Origin of the sequence: Burkholderia sp. M6-3 (assembly GCF_050858985.1) — a bacterium.
Taxonomy (GTDB): Bacteria; Pseudomonadota; Gammaproteobacteria; order Burkholderiales; family Burkholderiaceae; genus Paraburkholderia; species Paraburkholderia caledonica.
This window is the reverse complement of sequence record NZ_CP110090.1, coordinates 1,409,026-1,428,295: the sequence shown is the minus strand read 5'-3', so window position 1 is coordinate 1,428,295 and position 19,270 is coordinate 1,409,026. Positions and strand designations below refer to the sequence as shown.

The following is a 19,270-nucleotide window of genomic DNA, read 5'->3' as shown; positions in this document are numbered from 1 at the left end:
GGAAACCGCGCATGACCAACACGCCCTGTCCAATCCTTCAGTTCGGGACCAGCCGATTCTTGCAGGCGCACGTCGATCTGTTCGTCTGCGAAGCCGCGCGTCGCAATCCGGATGACGCGCTCGGAAAGGTCGCGATGGTGCAGACCACTGCGAGCACGCAAAGTCGCGCGCGCATCGACGCGATCCGCGCAAACGCGCGCTACCCTGTCCGCATTCGCGGCTTGCATCGCAAGGAAACCGTCGATCTGACCATCGAATGCGACAGCGTTGCACAAGCGCTGCATGCCGACGACGACTGGCCGATGTTGCTCGAATGCATTCGCGACGAAGTGAAAGTGATCGTTTCGAATACTGCGGACAACGGCTATGCGCTCTTTGCCGAAGACACCGCCTCGGTGCTTGACGGCCGCACAGCGCCACGCGGCTTCGCGGCGAAGCTGGCCGTTCTGTTGCACGAACGCTATCGCGCGGGCGGCAAGGCAATCACGCTGCTGCCGTGCGAACTGGTTTCGCGAAATGGCGACGTGTTACGAGATCTGGTGCTTTCGGTCGCGCGCGGCTGGCAGATGGACGCTGACTTTCTGCGCTATCTGACGAACGATTGCATCTGGGTCAATTCGCTCGTCGACCGGATCGTCTCCGAAGCCATCGAGCCCGTCGGCGCCGTGGCCGAGCCGTACGCTTTATGGGCGATCGAACAGCAGGAAGGCATGGTCTTGCCCTGCCGTCACGAAAGCATCGTGGTGACCGGCGATCTGGCGCACTACGAACGCCTGAAGCTTTTCCTGCTGAACCTCGGTCATACGATGCTGGCGCAGTGCTGGCTCGATTCGCAAGGCGATCCGGCCACCACCGTCCTCGACGGTATGCAAAACGAATCGTGGCGCGCAACGCTCGAATCGACATGGAACGACGAGGTGCTTCCTGTGTTCGAAGCACTGGGTCAGCGTGAGATTGCCGCGAAGTATCTCGACGATGTGCGAGACCGCTTCAGCAATCCGTTTCTGGCGCACCGGCTCGCCGATATCGCCAACAACCACCAGGAAAAGAAACAGCGTCGACTCAAACCTGTTGTCGAACTCGCCAGCGAACTCGGCGTGCGGGTCGAGCAAAAGCATCTCAAGGCTGCACTAGCCGGTGCATAGTCGTTCATAATCGTTCGTCATCGGTCTTGATCAAAACAGGCGGCCCGGCTCCACGCAAGAGGCCGTCATGAAGAAGTAAAGGAGACAAATATGCGCAACATGCGTTGGATAGTGATACTGCTGTGCTTTCTTGCGATCGCGATCAACTACATCGACCGCGCGAACATGGCCGTGGCGGCGCCCGCCATCCAGAAAGCTCTGGATATCGGTCCCGCTCAAATGGGTCTTATCCTGAGCGGCTTCTTCTGGACTTACGCGTTGATGCAGATGCCGTTCGGCTGGTTCGTCGACCGCATTGGTGCGCGCATCGCGTTGCCGCTCGCGGTGGGCTGGTGGTCACTGTTCACCGCGCTGACCGCGGCAGCGACCAGCGTCGGCGCCATGTTCGGTTGCCGTCTGCTGCTAGGCATCGGCGAAGCCGGCGCCTATCCTTCGTGCGCGAAGCTCGTGAGTCAATGGTTCAAGCCCGCACAACGCGCGCTCGCCACAAGCATCTTCGACAGCGGATCGCGGGTCGGGTCCGCACTGTCCATTCCAGTGGTGGCGCTCATCATCAGTGGGCTCGGCTGGGAAGCGTCGTTCGTCATCACGGGCGTAGTCGGCTTCGTGTGGGTTCTCGGATGGTTTCTGGTCTACCGGAATCCTTCGCGCGGCGATCTGACCGGCGAGTCCGATGAAGATGCCCCGCAAACCGCAGTTCCCGGGCGGAAGGTTCCGTGGCTCTCGCTCTTCAGGCATCGCACGCTGTGGGGCATGATGCTCGGCTTCTTCTGTCTGAACTTCGTCATTTACTTCTTCATTACCTGGTTTCCCAGCTATCTCGTCCAGACGCGCGGCTTTTCGCTGAAGTCGCTCGGCACGCTCGGCATGATTCCAGCGTTGATGGCGATTCCTAGCGGCTGGCTCGGCGGCTTCGTATCCGACGCGCTGTATCGCCGCGGCTGGAGCCTCACCAAGGCACGCAAGACCTGCATGGTCGCCGGTATGCTGCTGTCGTCGGTCATCACGCTATGCGCATTCACGACGAACATCTACCTGATGCTCGCCTTTTTCGGCATTGCTTATGGAAGCCTCGCTTTTGCCGCTGCGAGCATCTGGTCGCTGCCCGCCGACGTCGCTCCTACGCCCGACCACGTCGCCTCTATCGGCGGCATCCAGAATTTCGCGTCTAACTGCGCCGGCATTGTGATCACCACGTTCACCGGCCTGATGGTTTCGTTGACGCACGGCTCGTTCACGATTCCACTGTGCGTGGCGGGAGGCTTCTGCGTACTTGGCGCATTCAGCTACCTTGTCATTGTGAAAAAAATCGAGCCGTTGCCCGTCGAAGGCGATGCATACGACGCCGAACGCAGCCACGCTCATTCAACGGTATGAACATCATGTCCAGTCAATCAACGCAATTCGATCCTGCAGTCATTCGCCTGCACGCAAACGACGACGTCGTGATCGCAACCCGGCAGTTGGTGTCGGGCGCGCGCATCGCGTCGGAAGATCTCGTCATTGCCGGACTGATTCCGCCGGGTCACAAGATCGCGACACGCGCTATCGCTGCAGGCGAGCCGGTCAAACGCTACAACCAGATCATCGGAGTGGCAACGCAGCCGATCCAGCGTGGCCAGCACGTCCACGTCCAGAATCTCGGCATGGCCGAGTTTTCGCGCGCTCACGAGTTCGGCGTGGCGGTACATGCAACGCAATACGCCGCCGAACCCGCGACCTTCATGGGGATTCGTCGCGCCGATGGACGAGTTGCAACGCGCAACTACATCGGCGTATTGACGAGTGTGAACTGTTCGGCCACCGTCGCGCGTGCCATCGCCGATCACTTCCGGCGCGACGTGAATCCGCACGCGCTCGCCGACTATCCGAATGTCGACGGCGTCGTCGCATTGACGCACGGGCTAGGCTGCGGCATCGACACACTCGGCGAAGGGCTTGCGGTTCTGCGCCGCACGCTTGCCGGATATGCGGTTCATCCGAACTTCCACTCGGTGCTGTTCGTCGGGCTTGGCTGCGAGACGAACCAGATTGCAGGCGTGCTCGAGTCTGCCGGATTGAAGGACACGGAACAGTTGCGCAGCTTTACGATTCAGGATTCCGGCGGATCGAAGAAGACGATCGAGCGCGGCATCGCGATGGTCAACGAGATGCTCGCCGATGCTAACCGTGTAAAGCGCGAGCCGTTGCCGGCATCGCATTTGATCGTCGGTCTGCAATGCGGCGGCTCCGACGGATATTCCGGCATTTCCGCCAATCCGGCGCTGGGTGCAGCGGTCGATCGTCTGGTGCAGCACGGCGGCACGGCGATTCTCTCGGAGACGCCGGAAGTGTACGGCGCGGAACATCTGCTCACGCGGCGCGCCGTCAGTCGCGCAGTCGGCGAAAAGTTGCTGGCACGCATTGCGTGGTGGGAAGAGTATTGCGCGAGAAACGGTGCGGCGCTCGACAACAACCCCTCCGCGGGAAACAAGGTCGGCGGCCTGACGACGATACTTGAGAAGTCGCTCGGCGCGGTGGCCAAGGGCGGAACGACAAATCTCGTCGACGTGTATCAGTACGCCGAGCGCATCGACGCGAAGGGATTCGTCTTCATGGATTCGCCCGGCTACGACCCGGTGTCCGCAACGGGCCAGGTCGCGGCGGGTGCAAACCTGATCTGCTTCACGACAGGGCGCGGTTCGGCCTACGGTTGCGCGCCCTCGCCTTCGTTGAAGCTGGCGACGAATACCGCGCTGTGGGAACGCCAGGAAGACGACATGGACATTAACTGCGGCGGCGTGATAGACGGGTCCGCTTCGATCGAAGAACTCGGGGAAGCTATATTCACGCGGATGCTCGAATGCGCGTCGGGTGTGCCATCAAAAAGCGAAGTGAACGGCTATGGGCAAAGCGAGTTCGTGCCTTGGCAATTGGGCGTGATCACCTGAAGAGAGCAGCGGCACGCGTTGTCGCTTGCACTGCCCTGCGCCGCCGCGAACGCTCGGCGCGCCATGGGCCACGCAAGCGCGCCGGCCGCGGATTCGCCGCATGCCGCTGCGCTGCGCCACCGTCGGCAGCTTCGCCGTTGGAACCGGGAGACACAACGACGCCGGCGTTACGGTCGTCGTTGAATCCACCGATCACCTCGATTGCACGAAGCATCGCTTGAAGTTTTTTCAGCATCACAGCACACATTCCTCATCAGGCATTGCACTCGCGGCGAGCTCACCGTGACGCAGTGTGGCCAGTCTCGCGTCACGCGTAACGCGCAATGGCGATTCAAGCCGCACTCAAGCGCGCCAGTTCCGTATCGACCAGCAGCTTCTTCAACTCCGGCACACACGAACCGCAGTTGCCGCCGGCCTTCAGGCACGCAGTAATCTGCGCGGCGGTCTTCAAGCCCTGCTCGCGAATCGCCGTACAGATCGTATTGCGCCCCACGCCAAAGCACGAGCAGACCGTTGGCCCCGTATCGGCGCCCTTGCCTATGGGTTGACCCGCTAGCACGGCAATCCGGTCGGCTTCGTCGAGCTTGTCCTTCGCAAACAGACTTGCAAGCCATTCGCGCGCCGGCAAGTCGGGACGCGCCGACAGGAAAACACAGTTCTCGATGCGGTCGTCAACCACATGAACCGCGCGATAGACACCGGCGGTGCGGTCCTCGTATTCGAGCCAGTCGGCATGTGGATCGTCGACGCCCAACAGCGCCCGCGCCCAGGCGCCGCGATCGCCCTGCTCCGAGAGCGGATTGCGGCCCGCGAGTTCATAGCGCACGAACTGCGCGCCGTGAATGCGGGTCCAGTACGTGACGCCGGCGAGTGCCGGAGCGCGCCGGCTCAGCGAGAAGCCGTGCCACGCGACGTGAAACTTGTCGACCCGCACCGGCGTGTGTTTAAACTCGGGCTCGCCGGACAACGGATCGACCGATGGATTGACCACGGCGCCCACCCGCGCGTCGGAAGCCACCTGATCGTTCCAGTGAATCGGCACGAACACGCTGCCGCGCGCCATGCCGCCGCCGTATTGCACGCGCGCGACCATCGCACCCCAGCGGCTCGATACGCGTGCAAGGTCGCCTTCGCGCACGCCGCACAACAGCGCGTCCTGCGGATGCATGTCGACGAATGCCTCCGTGACATGGCCCGCGAGTTTCTCCGACTTGCCCGTGCGGGTCATGGTGTGCCACTGATCGCGCACGCGGCCCGTGTTCAGCGTCAGCGGATAGTCGTCGTCGGGCGCGTTAGCCGGCGCGCGCGGCGGCGTGGCAATGAAGCGCGCCTTGCCGTCCGCGTGGCTGAAGCGGCGATCGTCGAACAGACGCACGGTGCCCGTTGCGGCCGGGTGGTCGTCCGCGCGAACAGGCCACTGCACGGGTTGCAACCCGGCATAGCCCTCGCTGCCGAGACCCACTAGCCCCGCGAGATTGAACGCGCGATGCACGCCACCGTCTTCAACGCTTGCGTCTGCACGTCCCGCGCTGCTCCCGTTACGCCATGCACTCAGCCGCGCATGCTCGTCGAAAATCTCCTGCTGACTCGCGAACTCGAAACCTGCATAGCCCATGCGCCGCGCCACGTCGCAGATGATCTTCCAGTCCGCGCGTGCTTCTCCCGGCGCGGGAAGAAATGCGCGCTGCCGCGAAATCCTGCGCTCGGAATTGGTGACGGTGCCGTCCTTCTCTCCCCAGCCGAGTGCGGGCAGCAGAACATGCGCGAATGCGTTGGTGTCCGTGCGCTCCACAATGTCGGAGCAGACCACGAGATCGCAGCGGGCGAGCGCGCGTTTTGCCTGGTCGCTGTCGGGCAGGCTCACGACCGGATTGGTACCCATGATCCAGACCGCCTTGATCCGGCCTTGCTCGATCGCCTCGAACAGTTCGACCGCTTTGAGTCCTGGCCGCGATGCGATCGCAGGTGCGCCCCAGAACTGCTGAACGATTTCGCGATGCTTCGCGTTGTCGAGTTCCAGATGCGCGGCGAGCGTGTTTGCGAGACCGCCCACCTCGCGCCCGCCCATTGCATTTGGCTGTCCGGTGAACGAGAACGGACCCATTCCAGGCTTGCCGATGCGCCCCGTCAGCAAATGGCAATTGATGATGCTATTAACCTTGTCAGTGCCGGCGCTCGACTGGTTCACGCCTTGCGAATACACGGTCACCACGCGCTCGGTCCGCGCGAACAGGCGGTAGAACTCGAGCAGATCGTGAGGATCGAGCTTGCATGCTTTCGCGTATTGCGCGAGGTCGAAGCGGCTTGCCGCGCCGTTCGAATCACCGTTCACATCACTGGCTGAAGCGGCGGCTAACGCGTCGGCAAACCCGGTCGTATGCGCATCGACGAACTTCGCATCTATCGCACCGTGTTCCGCGAGAAAGCCAAGCAAGCCGTTGAAGAGCCGCACGTCGGTGCCCGCGCCGAGCGGCAGATGCAGATCGGCCATCTCGCAGGTCGCGGTGTAGCGCGGATCGATCACGACGATCTTCATGTCGGGCCGCGCTTCCTTGATCCTGACGATCCGCTGGAACAGGATCGGATGACACCACGCCGTGTTCGAACCCACCAGCACGACGAGATCGGCCAGTTCGAGATCTTCGTAGCAGACCGGCACGATGTCTTCGCCGAAAGCCCGCTTGTGTCCCGCAACCGATGACGACATGCACAACCGCGAATTGGTATCGATGTTCGCGCTGCCGACATAGCCCTTCATCAGCTTGTTCGCGACGTAGTAGTCCTCTGTCAGCAACTGCCCCGATACGTAAAGCGCGACAGCATCCGGCCCGTGCTCTTCGACGACCTTGCGAAAGCCACCGGCCACCGCATCGAGTGCATCGTCCCACGACACGTCGCGCAAGACGCCGCTCCCGGGCTCGCGCATCTTCGGATGAAGCAGCCGTCCGTCGAGTCCGATCGTTTCGCCGAGCGCCGAGCCTTTCACGCACAAGCGTCCGAAGTTTGCGGGATGCAGTTCGTCGCCTGCCATGTCATGTCCGCCGTCCGGCCGCGCGCTCACGCGCACGCCGCAACCGACGCCGCAATACGGGCAGGTGGTCCTGACAGCGTCACGGCCTTCGTCAGCCGCGCTCGAAATAGCGATAGGGAAACTCACGGTGTCTTCCAGGTCAGGCGGCCTGCGTTTCGCAGAGCGTTTTGCCGAACAGCAAATGGCTGCGCAGCGAAGAAATGTCGGTGCGGCTTTGGATCAGGTCGAAATACCACGCGCCTTCTTTCACGTCGCCGTATAGCACCGCGCCGATCACGCGGTTATCTTCGATCACCAGACGCTTATAGACGCCGCGGCGCGGATCGCGCAGCACGAGGTCTTCGCTGTCCGGACCGCCGATGAAATCGCCGGCTGAATACAGTTCGACGCCGGTGACCTTCAGCTTCGTCGCCGTCGCACGTTGCACGTAACGGCGATGACCCGCTCCGGCGAGATGTGCGCCGCACACGCGCGCCTGGTCCCAGATCGGCGCGACGAGGCCGAACGTCGCGGTGCGATGCTGCACACATTCGCCGACCGCGTAGATGCGCGGATCGTAGGTCTGCAACGTGTCGTCGACGACGATCGCGCGCTCGCAATGCAGCCCCGCCTGTTTCGCGAGGTCGATGTTCGGCCGCACACCGGCCGTCATCACCACGAGATCCGCGGGCACCTCCGTTCCGTCGTCAAAACGCACTGCGGTGACGCGATCCGGTCCGACGATTTCCGCAGTATTCGCCTTCAGCAGGAAACGCAAACCCTTGCGCTCCAGCGCCTGCTGCAACAAGGCCGACGCGCTTCGGTCGAGCTGGCGGTCCATCAGACTGTCCGTGACATGCACGACTGTTACCGACATGCCCTGGCGCATGAGCCCGTTCGCGGCTTCGAGACCGAGCAAACCTCCGCCGATCACGACCGCGTGACGATGACTGCGTGCCGCGTCGAGCATCGTTTCGACATCCTGAATATCGCGGAACGCGATCACGCCCGGCAGATCGTGACCGGGCACCGGAATCAGAAAGGGCTTCGATCCCGTTGCGATCAGCAGCCGGTCATAGCCCGCTTCAACACCATTTTTGGAGCGGACGATGCGTCGCGTGCGGTCGATTGCGATCACAGGATCGCCGGCATGCAGACGAATCCCGTTTTCTTCATACCAGCTACGCGAATTGAGAATGATGTCGTCGACGCTCTTCTCGCCCGCCAGCACCGGTGAAAGCATGATGCGGTTGTAGTTGCCGTATGGCTCCGCGCCGAACACGGTGATGTCGTAGAGATCCGGCGCGAGCTTAAGCAGTTCCTCTACCGTGCGCATGCCGGCCATGCCGTTGCCGATCACGACGAGGCGCGGGCGCGAAGGCGTTACTAACGTTATGTCCGCCGGCAAGCGCGCATCGATTTCCGCTTTCATGCCGCGACCCACACCTTGCCGCTCTCGACGCGCACGGGATACGCATTCACCGAATTCTCGGGTGCTTCGAGGCATTCGCCGGTGCGCAGATCGAAGTGATGCTTGTAGATCGGCGAAGCGACCACGATGCGCTCGCCGAGGCTGCCGATCAGCCCGCGCGAAAGTACCGCCGCGCGCGAGCCTGGATCGAAATTGTCGATTGCGAACACACCGCCGTCGCCGTCCGCGACGTGAAATACCGCTACCTGCTCGCCGTTGACGAGCGCGCAGACGCCCGTATTCGGAACGATGTCATCGAGCGCGCATACGGGCATCCAGGAAGCCGAAGTCTGTTCGTTGCTCATGCTGGGTTCCTCACTCATGTAGGTAGTTGTCAAGCAGTTCATACGGTTTCATTCGGTCGCGATGCGGTTCGCGACACAATCCGGACAGCAAATAAAAAACGTCCCGCGGATGCAATCGCCAGAGCGACTGTATTCGTGGGACGCCGTTGTCCGAACCAGTAATCTACGAAGGGACTTCTTGCTGCGTGCGGGCCGGATCGTCATTGATCCGCTGCCTTCTTAATGCAAAGCCCATGCCATCGGAGAACAGCAACACAGCCACGGCGCGCAACGCCCGCCCGGTAAGCCACCGCACATGTCGCCGCGCCGGACCGCTCGACCAGAGCAGACGCATTGCGAGGCGTGAAGGCGCAACAATGGTGCGACGCAGCACCGTCTGCGTGCAGCGCATCGTGCCGAGGTGCAACGAGCCGCACGCAAGACGCATGTGCTGTCTGGCCACGCTCTGCCGGATTGCGGCGGCGAGCGCGAGCTGTCCGAGCGCCGCTTCGCGAGCCTTGTGTTCGCCGCTAAAGCGCATGGCCCACGCGCACAGCGCCGGGCGTCTGCCGGGCGTCGCCGTGCGTGTGACAGTGTTGCCATGAAGCGCAACCAGGAGAGACCGCCTTTGGTCCTTTGATCCTTTGGTCCTTTGGTTAGGCTCAAGGCGATCACCCTCCTCGTTCAGCACTACGTTCAGACGTCGGTAGACCGCGTGACGGATTCCCACGCGGCGATTTCATCGGACAATGCGGACAGTTTCGCGCGCACGAGGCCGAGCGCATCGCTGCCCAACAGCAGGTGCGCGGGTGGCCGCTCGGCAGAGATCGCGGCCAGCATGGCGCGTGCAGCCTTGACCGGGTCGCCGGTCTGCTTGCCGCTCTTCTCTTCGCGAGCCTTGCGCACGGGATCGAACAAGGCGTCGTAGTCCGGGATAGAGCGCGGCGTGCGCGCCATCGAGCGGCCTGCCCAATCGGTGCGGAACGAGCCCGGCGCCACGGCAGTCACCGCGATACCGAACGGCTCCACTTCCTTGCCGAGCGCTTCCGAAATGCCCTCGAGCGCAAATTTGCTGCCGCAGTAATAGGCGATGCCCGGCATCGTGATGTAGCCGCCCATCGACGTGATGTTGAGAATGTGACCGCGGCGGCGTTTGCGCATGTACGGCAGTACTGCTTTGATTATTGCCACTGCACCGAACACGTTCACGTCGAACTGTCGCCGCATTTCGCCGAGCGGCGACTCCTCCAGGACGCCTTCGTGGCCATAGCCGGCATTGTTCACGAGGACATCCACTGGGCCGACACTGGCCTCCACCTCAGCCACGACACCGTCGATGGCGTCGAAGTCGGTCACGTCCAGCACGCGGCCCCATGCGCTGTCAGGCGCAAGCGCCTCGAACTCTTTTCTCGACGCTTCGCTGCGCACCGTGCCAATCACACGATGACCCGCCGCAAGCGCTTCCTGAGCGAGCGCGCGGCCGAAGCCGCTGCTCACGCCGGTGATCAGCAAAGTCTTGGTCGATGCCATGATGCCTCCTTTCTCAAGTTGAACAGAAAGTGCATACTATTCTCTTCAACCCGCCGGTTTGAGGCCGAATCGTCGATTTTTCTTGCCTATTCTTATGACGACCCAAAAAACGCTCCTGGAGGCGCGCGCTGCCAGCCGACCTGCTCGCGAGGAGCAGCAAAAAATGGCCGCCCTACTGCGCGCACTGGCGCCCCAGGAGGGCTACAACCTGACGGCCTTGCCGGGCGTTCGCATCCTGCGCTCCGACCGGCCGTTGTCGTCCACGCCCGTGCTGTACGACCCCGGCATCGTGATCGTCTGCCAGGGACGCAAGCGCGGCTATTTCGGCGATCAGCTTTACGTGTACGACGAGCAGCACTATCTCGCGGTGTCGGTGCCTGTGCCCTTCACAATGGAGACCGACGCGACGCCGGAGCACCCGCTCCTCGCTATCTACATGCACCTCGACTTCAAGCTGGCCGCGGAACTGATGGCGCAGATCGAGCGTCATGAAATGCCCAACCATGCGCAAGCGCCGCAGAGCATGATGTCGAGCCCAATGGACGGGGCGTTGCGAGACTCGGTGCTGCGCTTCCTGGAAGCGATGAACCGCCCGCTCGATGCAGCGGTTCTTGGCCCGGGGTTATTGCGCGAGCTGTACTTTCGGGTTCTCACAGGTGCGCAGGGCAGCGTGATGCGCGCCGCGCTGGGCATGAACGGGCAGTTCGGCAAGATTGGCAAAGCGCTGCGCCGGATTCATTCCGACTACGCCGGCGCGCTCGACCTCGCCGAACTCGCGAGCGAAGCCGGCATGAGCGTTCCCACGTTTCATACGCATTTCAAGGCGATCACGCGTACATCGCCGATGCAGTACGTGAAGTCGACGCGCCTGCACCAGGCCCGCTTGCTGATGTTGCGACAGGATATGACGGCCGAGGCCGCAAGCAATGCGGTCGGTTATGCGAGCACGTCGCAGTTCAATCGCGAGTTCAAGCGGCTTTTCGGGCTCACGCCCGCCGCAGAAGCGCGGCGCATGCGGGCGAGTTTCGCCATTCCGCCCGCGCACGCCGGTTCGGAGTTTGTCTCTTCGCATTGAGGCCGACGGTCGCACCATCGTTCAACGCGCAACCACTTGAATTGCGTTCGCTGGCTACACGCGCCCGCCAGGACCGTGGACGGGCCCGCACGTCGCGAGCCCCGACTCGGTCCGCTCGCTTCGCGCCCGGTTCGCGCCCCGACTCGCGCCCGACGCGGTGCCACGTGCTAGCCCGCAGTGCCTGCGTACGCCGCCTTTAGCGCGGCGACGTCGAACTTCACCATTTTCATCATGGCCTCGGCGGTGCGCCGCGCTTTTTCCGGATCCGGATCGGCCATCATGGCGATGACATCGGCCGGCGCAATCTGCCACGACACGCCGAAGCGGTCTTTCAGCCAGCCGCATGCGTCGGGCGAGCCGCCGCCTTCGAGAAGCGCGTCCCAGTAGCGGTCGACTTCCGCCTGATCGGCGCAATTCACAAGGAGCGAAACGGCATGGTTGAACGGTTCGTTGCCGGGGGAGCTCATGGCGATGAACGGCTGTCCGAACAGAACGAACTCGACGACCTTAGTCGAGCCGGCGCTCGGCACCGGCGTGACGCGGACTATGCGCGAGTCCGGAAAGATGCTTGTGTAGAAGGCCGCAGCCTCCTCGGCTTCGGTGGAATACCAGAGAAAGGGGGTGATCTTCTGAATCGTCATTGAGCGTCTCCTGTCAGTATCGGCCAGATGGGCGGCGGGGCCGCATGCCGCTATGGGGACGACGAAAGAAGACCATCAAAATCGACACCCCGGGAAGAAAAATACGGCTCGCGAGCCGCCCCGGATGACGCATCGACTCCGCCGCTCCACCGGAGCCGATTATAGGCAATCAAGCGCTTCGCTATCCTTCCGATACGTCCCGGTGCGTGCGCACTACCAGACACAATGCGCCGGCGCCGCGATCCACCTGGATCACGTCGCGTGTGGCAATCGGAAAGAGGCGTTCTCGCAGCCTTTACTGCTTGACCTCACCGGTTCGGCCCGTCCCGGACGCTCCCTGCGGCGACAACGCGTTTGCGCGCTTATCCATCAGCGTTCCCGGTTTGTTGCCGGGCGCGCCCATTGCCGCGGGCTCGTCGACGGTGCGCCCGGCCTGTCCAGGCTGCGCTTGCGTGCCGCTCTGCGTGCCGCTTTTCGCCGGCGCGTTACCGCTTTGTTGCGCATAGACCGTGCTGCTCACGCACAGCGCCAACGCGACACCTGCCACTTTCACCATACTCATGACTGTCTCCCGATTCCACGGCGATCGCCGTTTTCGAGGAATCCAGCATGGCGCGTGCCGCGAACCGGATTACGGCGCGCAACGCTCGGCACAACCAGGGGAAATAAGAGCAGCGCCGCTATTCGACGCGCCGCCGTGTGGAAATTGCAGAGGCCGTTGAAATGACCAGATCGGCGAAGCGCTTTTCGTCGCGATCCGCCTGCCAGCGCGAGCGGGCCACCGCTATATTGACCGCGCCGATGCCGCGCCCGTGTGCATTCGTGATCGCAGCCGCCGTCGAAATATCGCTCACGAAGTATTCGTCTTCGGTATGCGCGTAGCCCTGCTTGCGGATCTGCGCGATCCGCTCCCTGATCTTGCGCGGCTGGTAGACGGTAGATGCCGTGTACGCCACGAGATTCGTGCGTGACAGAATGTCGTCAATCTCGCCGTCGGCGAGCGTCGCCAGAATGGCGAGGCCGGGAGCGGTGCAATAGGCGGGCAGCCGCGAGCCCGTGATGACGTGTGCGTTGAACACGTTGCGGCTCACGATCCGCAGCACGAACACGATGTCCGTATCGTCCAGCACGGTGAGGTTGGTTGCCTCTTCCGTTTCGGAGCCGAGTTGCTGCAGATAAGGCGTCGCACGGCTCACGAGATCGTTCGACGTGAGATAGTGATACGTGAAGTCGAGAAGCCGCGGCGACAATTCGTACTTGCGACTGTCCGGGTCCTTGAAGAGATAACCGAGCGCGGCGAGCGTATAAGTGAAGCGCTGCGTCGCGCTCATGTCGAAACCCGTGAACGACGAGATTTCCGAGAGCGACAACTGGCGCTTGCTGCCGTCGAACGCGGTGAGCACCTTCATCGCCTTTTCTACTGACTGCACGTAAAGCGAAGACGCGGTCGGGTCGACGGCTTCGGCCGGCGGCTTTGCCGCAGAAGTCTTGCGCTTGCGCGGGGCTTTGGGCTCGTCGCTCATCAGGTCAGTTCGTATCCGGTTTGAACGGAGAATTATCGCATAGCCCTAAAACGCTATCTATATACGATAGCTACTGCTTTGCGGTGGCGAGCCGGTCCCACGCGTTGCCAGTGTCGCGGGACAGCAGGTGTTTCTTCACGCGTTCGCTCGCCGTCATCTCGAAGCCGGCCACCGCGCGGTAATAGCGCGGCAACTGGAAACTCGCGAGACGCTCGCACGCCCACGCGTGCAACGCTGGCCACTCCACCGGTTCGTCCTTGAACTGCACGTCGAGCAAGATGTCCTGCTCGCCGATCGCAGTGGCGACACCGATTGCCGCGCTCGCGCGGATCGCCGGATGCGCCGCAAAAATGCGTTCGATTTCCCAGGCGGACACGTTCTCGCCGCGCACGCGCATGCTGTCCGTCTGCCGGCCGATAAAGAACAGATCGCCGTCGGCATCGCGGCGCGCGCGGTCGCCGGTATGAAGCCGGCCATTGCGCAAAGCGGCTTTGGTTGCGTCGGGATTCTTCAGATACACCGGCAAAAACGTGCCCTCTACCTTGCTTGTCAGCACGATCTCGCCCGCCTCGCCCTCTCTCACCGGACGGCCATTTTCATCGAGCAATGCGATGTCGATCCAGGGCAACGCACGGCCGATCGAACCGGCCTTGCCCGTCACGTTCGCCGTGGCGAAACTCGAACATTCGGTCATGCCGTAGCACTCGCGCAACGACACCTTCAACCGCGCCTGAATTCCCTCCCACGATGATGCGCTCACGCCCGCGCCCCACGCGACGCGCAACGTGTGCTTTGCGGGTTGTTCCGTCTCGGGCAACTGCATCAGGATGTCGAGCACGCCGCCGAGATAATGGAGTTGCGTTGCGCCCGCGCGCTCGATCTGCGGCCAGAACTGCGACGCGGAGAAACGCGGCACGGCGTGCAGCGTCACGTTGGCAAGAAACGGCAGCAACAGCATCTGCGCGCCGCCGATGTGGCACAACGGCTCCCACAGAAAGAGCCTGTCCCTGTCGCGCACGTCCGCCACGCGAAGTGCCGCCTCGCTTGCGATACGCATCATCCGGTGCGTGAAGACGACACCTTTCGGGGCGCCGGTCGTACCCGACGTATAGATGATGCACAGCGGATCGTGCACGCCGATAGCCGGCGTAGCGAATTCCGTGCTCGTGTCGTGAACATCAAATGCCGGCAGATGCGTGCGCCGCGCAGCGCCGCAGTCGAGCTGCGCCGTCACCGTGTCGAATTCATCGTCGACGACGAAGAGCTTGGGCTCTGCATGCTGCAGCAGATATTCGAGGCCGGCCGCACGCAGCTTCGTGTTAACGGGCACCCACACCAGACCGCTCAAATGCAGCGCGTAGATCAGGTGAATATGCTCGGGACTGTTGCCGAGCATCACGGCGACGCGGTCGCCCTGCTTCAGACCTTGCGCGGAAAACCAGCGCTGCAATTGCACGACGTGGCGCGCGGCGTCTTCGCACGAAATCGCGCGATCCTCGAAGTGCACGATGGTGCGCGCGGGGTCGCGGCGCAATCCCGCCGCGAGCAGCGGTACGCAGTCGAGTTCGTCGTTGGCGTGCCGGTGAGCGAAATATTCTGGATAACGATGCATGTGTGAACCGGTCGAAATACGAAGACTCAGCGCGTCTTGCGCTTGAGCCAGGAGGAAACCGCGACGACGAGCGCGATCAGAATGACGAGTGTTGTCGACACGGCTGCTAGTGTCGGCGTAATCGCGAGCTGGATGTCGTCCCACATCTGCTTGGGCAGCGTCGAGTTGATGCCGCCGGAAACGAAGATCGCAATCGTGAGGTCGTCGAACGAAACGAGGAATGCGAACAGGAACGCGGCCGTCACGCTTGCCATGAGAAGCGGCAACACGATCGACGTAATGCGCCGCAATGGCGACGCGCCCATCACGCGCGCGGCGTCGTCAAGACGCCAGTCGAAGCGCTGGAAGCCGGCAGCGAGCGTGACGACCACATAGGGAATCGCGAGCACCGTATGGCCGATCACGAGGCCGAGGTTGGTGCCTGTGAGGCCGAAGCGTCCGAACAGATAAAGCAGGCCGACAGCCACCACGATACGCGGCACGATCAGCGGTGCGACCAGCAGAGCGAAAATCGGCTTGCTCGCGCGGCGCGGCATGCGCGTCATCGCGAGTGTGGCGCCGAAGCCGAGCAGCAGCGACAGCAACGCGGTACCGAGACCCACTTCGAACGAGCGGACGATTGCGCTTTGCCACACCGGCGAATCCATGAACGTGCCGAACCAGCGCACGCTGAACAGCTTTGGCGGAAAAGAAATGTAGTCGCTCTTCGTGAACGCATAGGGAATCACGGAAAGCACCGGCACGACGAGCACGACCATGATCGCGCACGTATAGAAACCGAGCGGGCTCACCGCGCGCGCGCCCTCTTGGGCGTGCGTCTTGCGGCGCATCATGAACGGAGCGAACACGCGCCCCGCCGCGATCAGAAGCGCGAGTTTGATGCCTTGCGCACGCGATCCGCGTTGGCGTTCCGCGACTTCGCCGGTGAGCGACGTGAGGCCCACCATGCGGTCGTACACGATGAAAATCACGATCGAGCAGACCAGCAACACGGTCGACAGCGCGCCGGCAAAGCGCATGTCGAACAGTTCCAGCACCGACGAGATCACGAGTTGCGCGATCATCGTCTCCTTCGGCGAGCCGAGCAGCGCCGGCACGATGAAGAAGCCGAGACTCGAAATAAATACGAGCAGACCGGCCGCCGCGACACCCGGCGAGGACAGCGGCAGAAACACCGTGAAAAAGCTCGTACTGCGTTCGGCGCCGAGCGTTTCGGCGGCTTGGGTGAGCCGATCGTCGATGCCGCGCATGACCGGCAGCATCGTCATCACGGCGAGCGGCAGCATCGAATGCACCATGCCGATCAGCACCCCGGTGAGCGATGGAATCGTGCCGCTCGTTTCGCGCACGAGACCGAGCGATAACGCAATGGTCGACAGCACACCGGTCTTCGAAAGCAGCAACATCCATGCGTAAGTCTTCACCAGATAACTGGTCCAGAACGGCAGCATGATCCACAACAGCCAGCGTTCCCGTGCTCGCTCAGACAGGCGGCTCAGCATGTAGGCGACGGGATAGCCGAGCAGAATGGATAACGCCGCCGTCATGAACGAAATGGCGAAGGTGATCCACAACACCTTCGCGTAGACCGGCGTGCGTGCAATGCGCTCGAACTGCGCGAAGCCGACCTGCCCTTCGGCACTGACGAGTCCGCCTTGCAGAATTTCGCCGACTGGCACGATGAAGAACACCAGCAGGAACACAAGCGTCGGCACGATCGGCAAAAAGCGCATGCAGCGCGCGAGCCAGACGGAGCGGCCGCGGCGCGAGGCTTCGTTCTCGCGGTGCGCGTGAAGAGCGATGGTCATCGTGTTCCTCTCAGGCCTGCAGAAGCGTCGTGCGATACGGGTCCCACACGAGGCCGACCTTGTCGCCGACGCGCGGCGAGAGGCTGCGCTCGCAGCGCACGGTGAGTTCGCTGCCGTCGTTCATCGCGAGTTGCACACGTGTATCGCTGCCGAAGAACACGATGTCCGCAATCGTGCCGTCGACAAAGCCGCGTTCGGGTTCGACAAGGCGCGGCGCCTCCGGGCGGACCAGCAGCGTGTGGCGGGTGCCGGCCGCGCCGGATGCAACGGATGCGCTCATTGCGTTCATTGGCAGAGGAATGCGGCCGCCCGCCGCTAGCAGAATCGCCTCGCCGCTCGCGCCGCGGGTGTCGTCGAGCGCGCCTTCGAGCAGGTTTGAATGACCGATGAAGCCGGCCGCGAAGCGCGTCGCGGGACGGTCGTACAGATCGGAGGGCGTGCCCACCTGCTCGATGCGCGCCTGATTCATCAGGCAGATGCGGTCGGACAGCGTGAGGGCTTCGTCCTGATCGTGCGTGACATACACGAACGTTGCGCCGAGTTCCTTATGCAAGCGGCGAATCTCCGACTGCATATGCTCGCGCAGTTTCTTGTCGAGCGCGCCGAGCGGCTCGTCGAGCAGGATCACCGAAGGCCGGTACGCAAAACAGCGCGCGAGCGCGATCCGCTGCTGTTGCCCGCCCGACAATTCCTTCGGAAAGCGCTTGGCGTATTCGGTCATGCGAACCATCGCGAGCGCGTCGTCGACGGCCCCGCGCACTTCGTCGCGCGGCTTGCGTCGCATGCGCAACCCATAGGCGACGTTGTCCCACACGCTCATGTGCGGAAAGAGCGCGTAGCTCTGAAACACCATGCCGATGCCGCGCTTGCCGGGCTCGACATGCGTGACGTCGCGCCCGTCGATCTCGATACGGCCCGCGCTCGGGGCGACGAGGCCCGAGATCATCTGCAACAGCGTGGTCTTGCCCGAGCCCGACGGACCGAGCAGCGTCAGGAACTCGCCGGCTTGCACGGCGAGGTCCGTCGGTTCCAGCGCGACCGCATCGCCGTAGCGCTTTGCAATGCCGATCGCCTCGAGCTTCGAACTCATGATGCGGTCCTTACGAAATGATCCACGAATTGAACCGCTCGGTGACTTTCTGACGGTTCGCTTCCCACCATTGGGGACTCGGCAGCCGCATATCGCGAATGTTGTCAGGCGCAGTGGGCAACAACGTCGCGCGGTCTTTGGAGATCGTCTCGAACGCTTTCTTGTTGGTCGGACCGTAGGCGAGCGTGCGTGTGAGCAGCGCCTGACGCTTCGCGTCGGCGCAAAAACGCACGAACTGCTTTGCCGCGTCCGCACGCGGCGTGCCCTTCGGAATGCCCCACCCTTCAATCGAGTAAAGGCCCTGGTTCCATACGATCGTGACCGGCGCGCCGCCGTCCTTCGCAGCTTGCGCGCGGCCGTTCCACGTCGAGATCATGTCGACGTCGCCGCTCTGGATGGCCTGCATCGCTTGCGCGCCCGAGGTCCACCAGATGTTGACGTGCGGCTTGATCTTGTCGAGGCTCCGGAAGGCGCGGTCCACGTCGAGCGGATAGAGTTTGTCGAGCGGCACGCCGTCGGCAAGCAGCGCCTGTTCGAGCGTGTCGAGCGGACTGCGCCGCAGGCAGCGGCGGCCGGGGAATTTCTTTACGTCCCAGAAGTCCGCCCACGATTTCGGGCCGTTATCCTTGAACTTGTCCGCGCGATACGCGAGCACCGTCGAATACACGTCGACGCCGAGCCAGTTCGGCGTGATCGCGTCGGGCATGATATCCGGATAGTCGCTCGCCTTCAGGCCGATGGGTTCAAGCAGACCTTTCGATTCAAGGTACGGAATATCGGCCGACAACGTGAGCGTGGTGACGTCCCACACATAGTTCTTCGTCTGAACCATCGCCGCGAATTGCGCGACGGGCTGCGATTCACGCGCGACGCTCACGACCTTGATACCGGTTGCTTTCTCGAACGGGTCGTAGAACGCTTCGCGATATGCGGTCGTATAGGGGCCGCCCGGGTCCGACACCACGATCTGCTTCGATTGGGCTCGCGCGGCGAGCGGCATCGCGCTCGCCACGGCAAGCGCGCCCGCGCCATGCAGAATGCGACGGCGCGTTGCGTTGAAGTCTTGCGTCATTGTTCAGGTCTCCCGCACATGGGTTGAGATTGGAACGGTGCGACTTTGACTCGATTCTGCCGGCTAGGCCACCACATTC

16 protein-coding genes are annotated in these 19,270 nt (G+C 62.8%); 4 read left to right on the top strand and 12 right to left on the bottom strand.

Translation table 11 applies throughout. The features are described from left to right. Positions 1–11 precede the first annotated feature (11 nt). From OH764_RS06165 to OH764_RS06155, 3 genes are all read left to right on the top strand, one after another. Positions 12–1,145 (top strand): mannitol dehydrogenase family protein, encoded by a 1,134-nt coding sequence (locus OH764_RS06165; protein WP_498848397.1) that lies wholly within the window; start codon positions 12–14, stop codon positions 1,143–1,145. A 90-nt stretch (positions 1,146–1,235) separates the two neighbouring features. Next, on the top strand, positions 1,236–2,522 hold the full coding sequence (locus tag OH764_RS06160; RefSeq protein WP_498848396.1) for an MFS transporter: 1,287 nt from the start codon (positions 1,236–1,238) through the stop codon (positions 2,520–2,522). Positions 2,523–2,527: 5 nt separating this feature from the next. Beyond that, positions 2,528–4,075, top strand: coding sequence for a UxaA family hydrolase (locus OH764_RS06155; RefSeq protein ID WP_498848395.1), 1,548 nt, complete (start codon positions 2,528–2,530; stop codon positions 4,073–4,075). A gap of 331 nt (positions 4,076–4,406) precedes the next feature. Here the strand turns inward: OH764_RS06155 and OH764_RS06150 are convergent, their stop codons facing one another. From OH764_RS06150 to OH764_RS06130, 5 genes are all read right to left on the bottom strand, one after another. After that, positions 4,407–7,232 carry a nitrate reductase gene (locus tag OH764_RS06150; RefSeq protein ID WP_498848394.1) on the bottom strand — a complete coding sequence of 942 codons (2,826 nt, stop codon included), beginning with the start codon at positions 7,230–7,232 and terminating at the stop codon, positions 4,407–4,409. Positions 7,233–7,245: 13 nt separating this feature from the next. Further along, complete coding sequence (locus OH764_RS06145; protein ID WP_498848393.1) at positions 7,246–8,517, bottom strand: NAD(P)/FAD-dependent oxidoreductase; 1,272 nt, start codon at positions 8,515–8,517, stop codon at positions 7,246–7,248. Next, complete coding sequence (nirD, locus tag OH764_RS06140; protein ID WP_498848392.1) at positions 8,514–8,861, bottom strand: nitrite reductase small subunit NirD; 348 nt, start codon at positions 8,859–8,861, stop codon at positions 8,514–8,516. The genes OH764_RS06145 and nirD overlap by 4 nt, the downstream gene beginning before the upstream one ends. Before the next feature lie 163 nt (positions 8,862–9,024). Continuing rightward, a complete protein-coding gene (locus OH764_RS06135; RefSeq protein WP_498848391.1) occupies positions 9,025–9,381 on the bottom strand; it encodes a hypothetical protein in 357 nt (118 codons plus the stop codon). A gap of 155 nt (positions 9,382–9,536) precedes the next feature. After that, the gene (locus tag OH764_RS06130; RefSeq protein ID WP_498848390.1) at positions 9,537–10,370 is read right to left on the bottom strand and encodes an oxidoreductase; all 834 of its coding nucleotides are present in this window, start codon (positions 10,368–10,370) and stop codon (positions 9,537–9,539) included. 163 nt (positions 10,371–10,533) lie between these two features. Between OH764_RS06130 and OH764_RS06125 the strand changes: the two genes are divergently transcribed. Continuing rightward, entirely contained in the window at positions 10,534–11,445 is a 912-nt protein-coding gene (locus OH764_RS06125) for an AraC family transcriptional regulator (protein WP_498848389.1), read from the top strand. Between the two features lie 167 nt (positions 11,446–11,612). Here the strand turns inward: OH764_RS06125 and OH764_RS06120 are convergent, their stop codons facing one another. The 7 genes from OH764_RS06120 to OH764_RS06090 all read right to left on the bottom strand — a co-directional run bounded on the left by OH764_RS06120 (position 11,613) and on the right by OH764_RS06090 (position 19,191). Further along, complete coding sequence (locus OH764_RS06120; RefSeq protein ID WP_087752184.1) at positions 11,613–12,086, bottom strand: VOC family protein; 474 nt, start codon at positions 12,084–12,086, stop codon at positions 11,613–11,615. Between the two features lie 295 nt (positions 12,087–12,381). Then, entirely contained in the window at positions 12,382–12,648 is a 267-nt protein-coding gene (locus OH764_RS06115; RefSeq protein ID WP_498848388.1) for a hypothetical protein, read from the bottom strand. Positions 12,649–12,766: 118 nt separating this feature from the next. Then, the gene (locus tag OH764_RS06110; protein WP_110403091.1) at positions 12,767–13,609 is read right to left on the bottom strand and encodes an IclR family transcriptional regulator; all 843 of its coding nucleotides are present in this window, start codon (positions 13,607–13,609) and stop codon (positions 12,767–12,769) included. 70 nt (positions 13,610–13,679) lie between these two features. Beyond that, positions 13,680–15,221: an acyl-CoA synthetase family protein gene (locus OH764_RS06105; protein WP_498848387.1), complete on the bottom strand. Its 1,542-nt coding sequence runs from the start codon at positions 15,219–15,221 to the stop codon at positions 13,680–13,682. 26 nt (positions 15,222–15,247) lie between these two features. Then, positions 15,248–17,029, bottom strand: a complete 1,782-nt coding sequence (locus OH764_RS06100) for an ABC transporter permease subunit (protein ID WP_498848386.1) — start codon at positions 17,027–17,029, stop codon at positions 15,248–15,250. Between the two features lie 10 nt (positions 17,030–17,039). Further along, positions 17,040–18,119, bottom strand: coding sequence for an ABC transporter ATP-binding protein (locus OH764_RS06095; protein ID WP_498848385.1), 1,080 nt, complete (start codon positions 18,117–18,119; stop codon positions 17,040–17,042). A gap of 10 nt (positions 18,120–18,129) precedes the next feature. Next, complete coding sequence (locus OH764_RS06090; RefSeq protein ID WP_498848384.1) at positions 18,130–19,191, bottom strand: ABC transporter substrate-binding protein; 1,062 nt, start codon at positions 19,189–19,191, stop codon at positions 18,130–18,132. Positions 19,192–19,270: the final 79 nt, after the last annotated feature.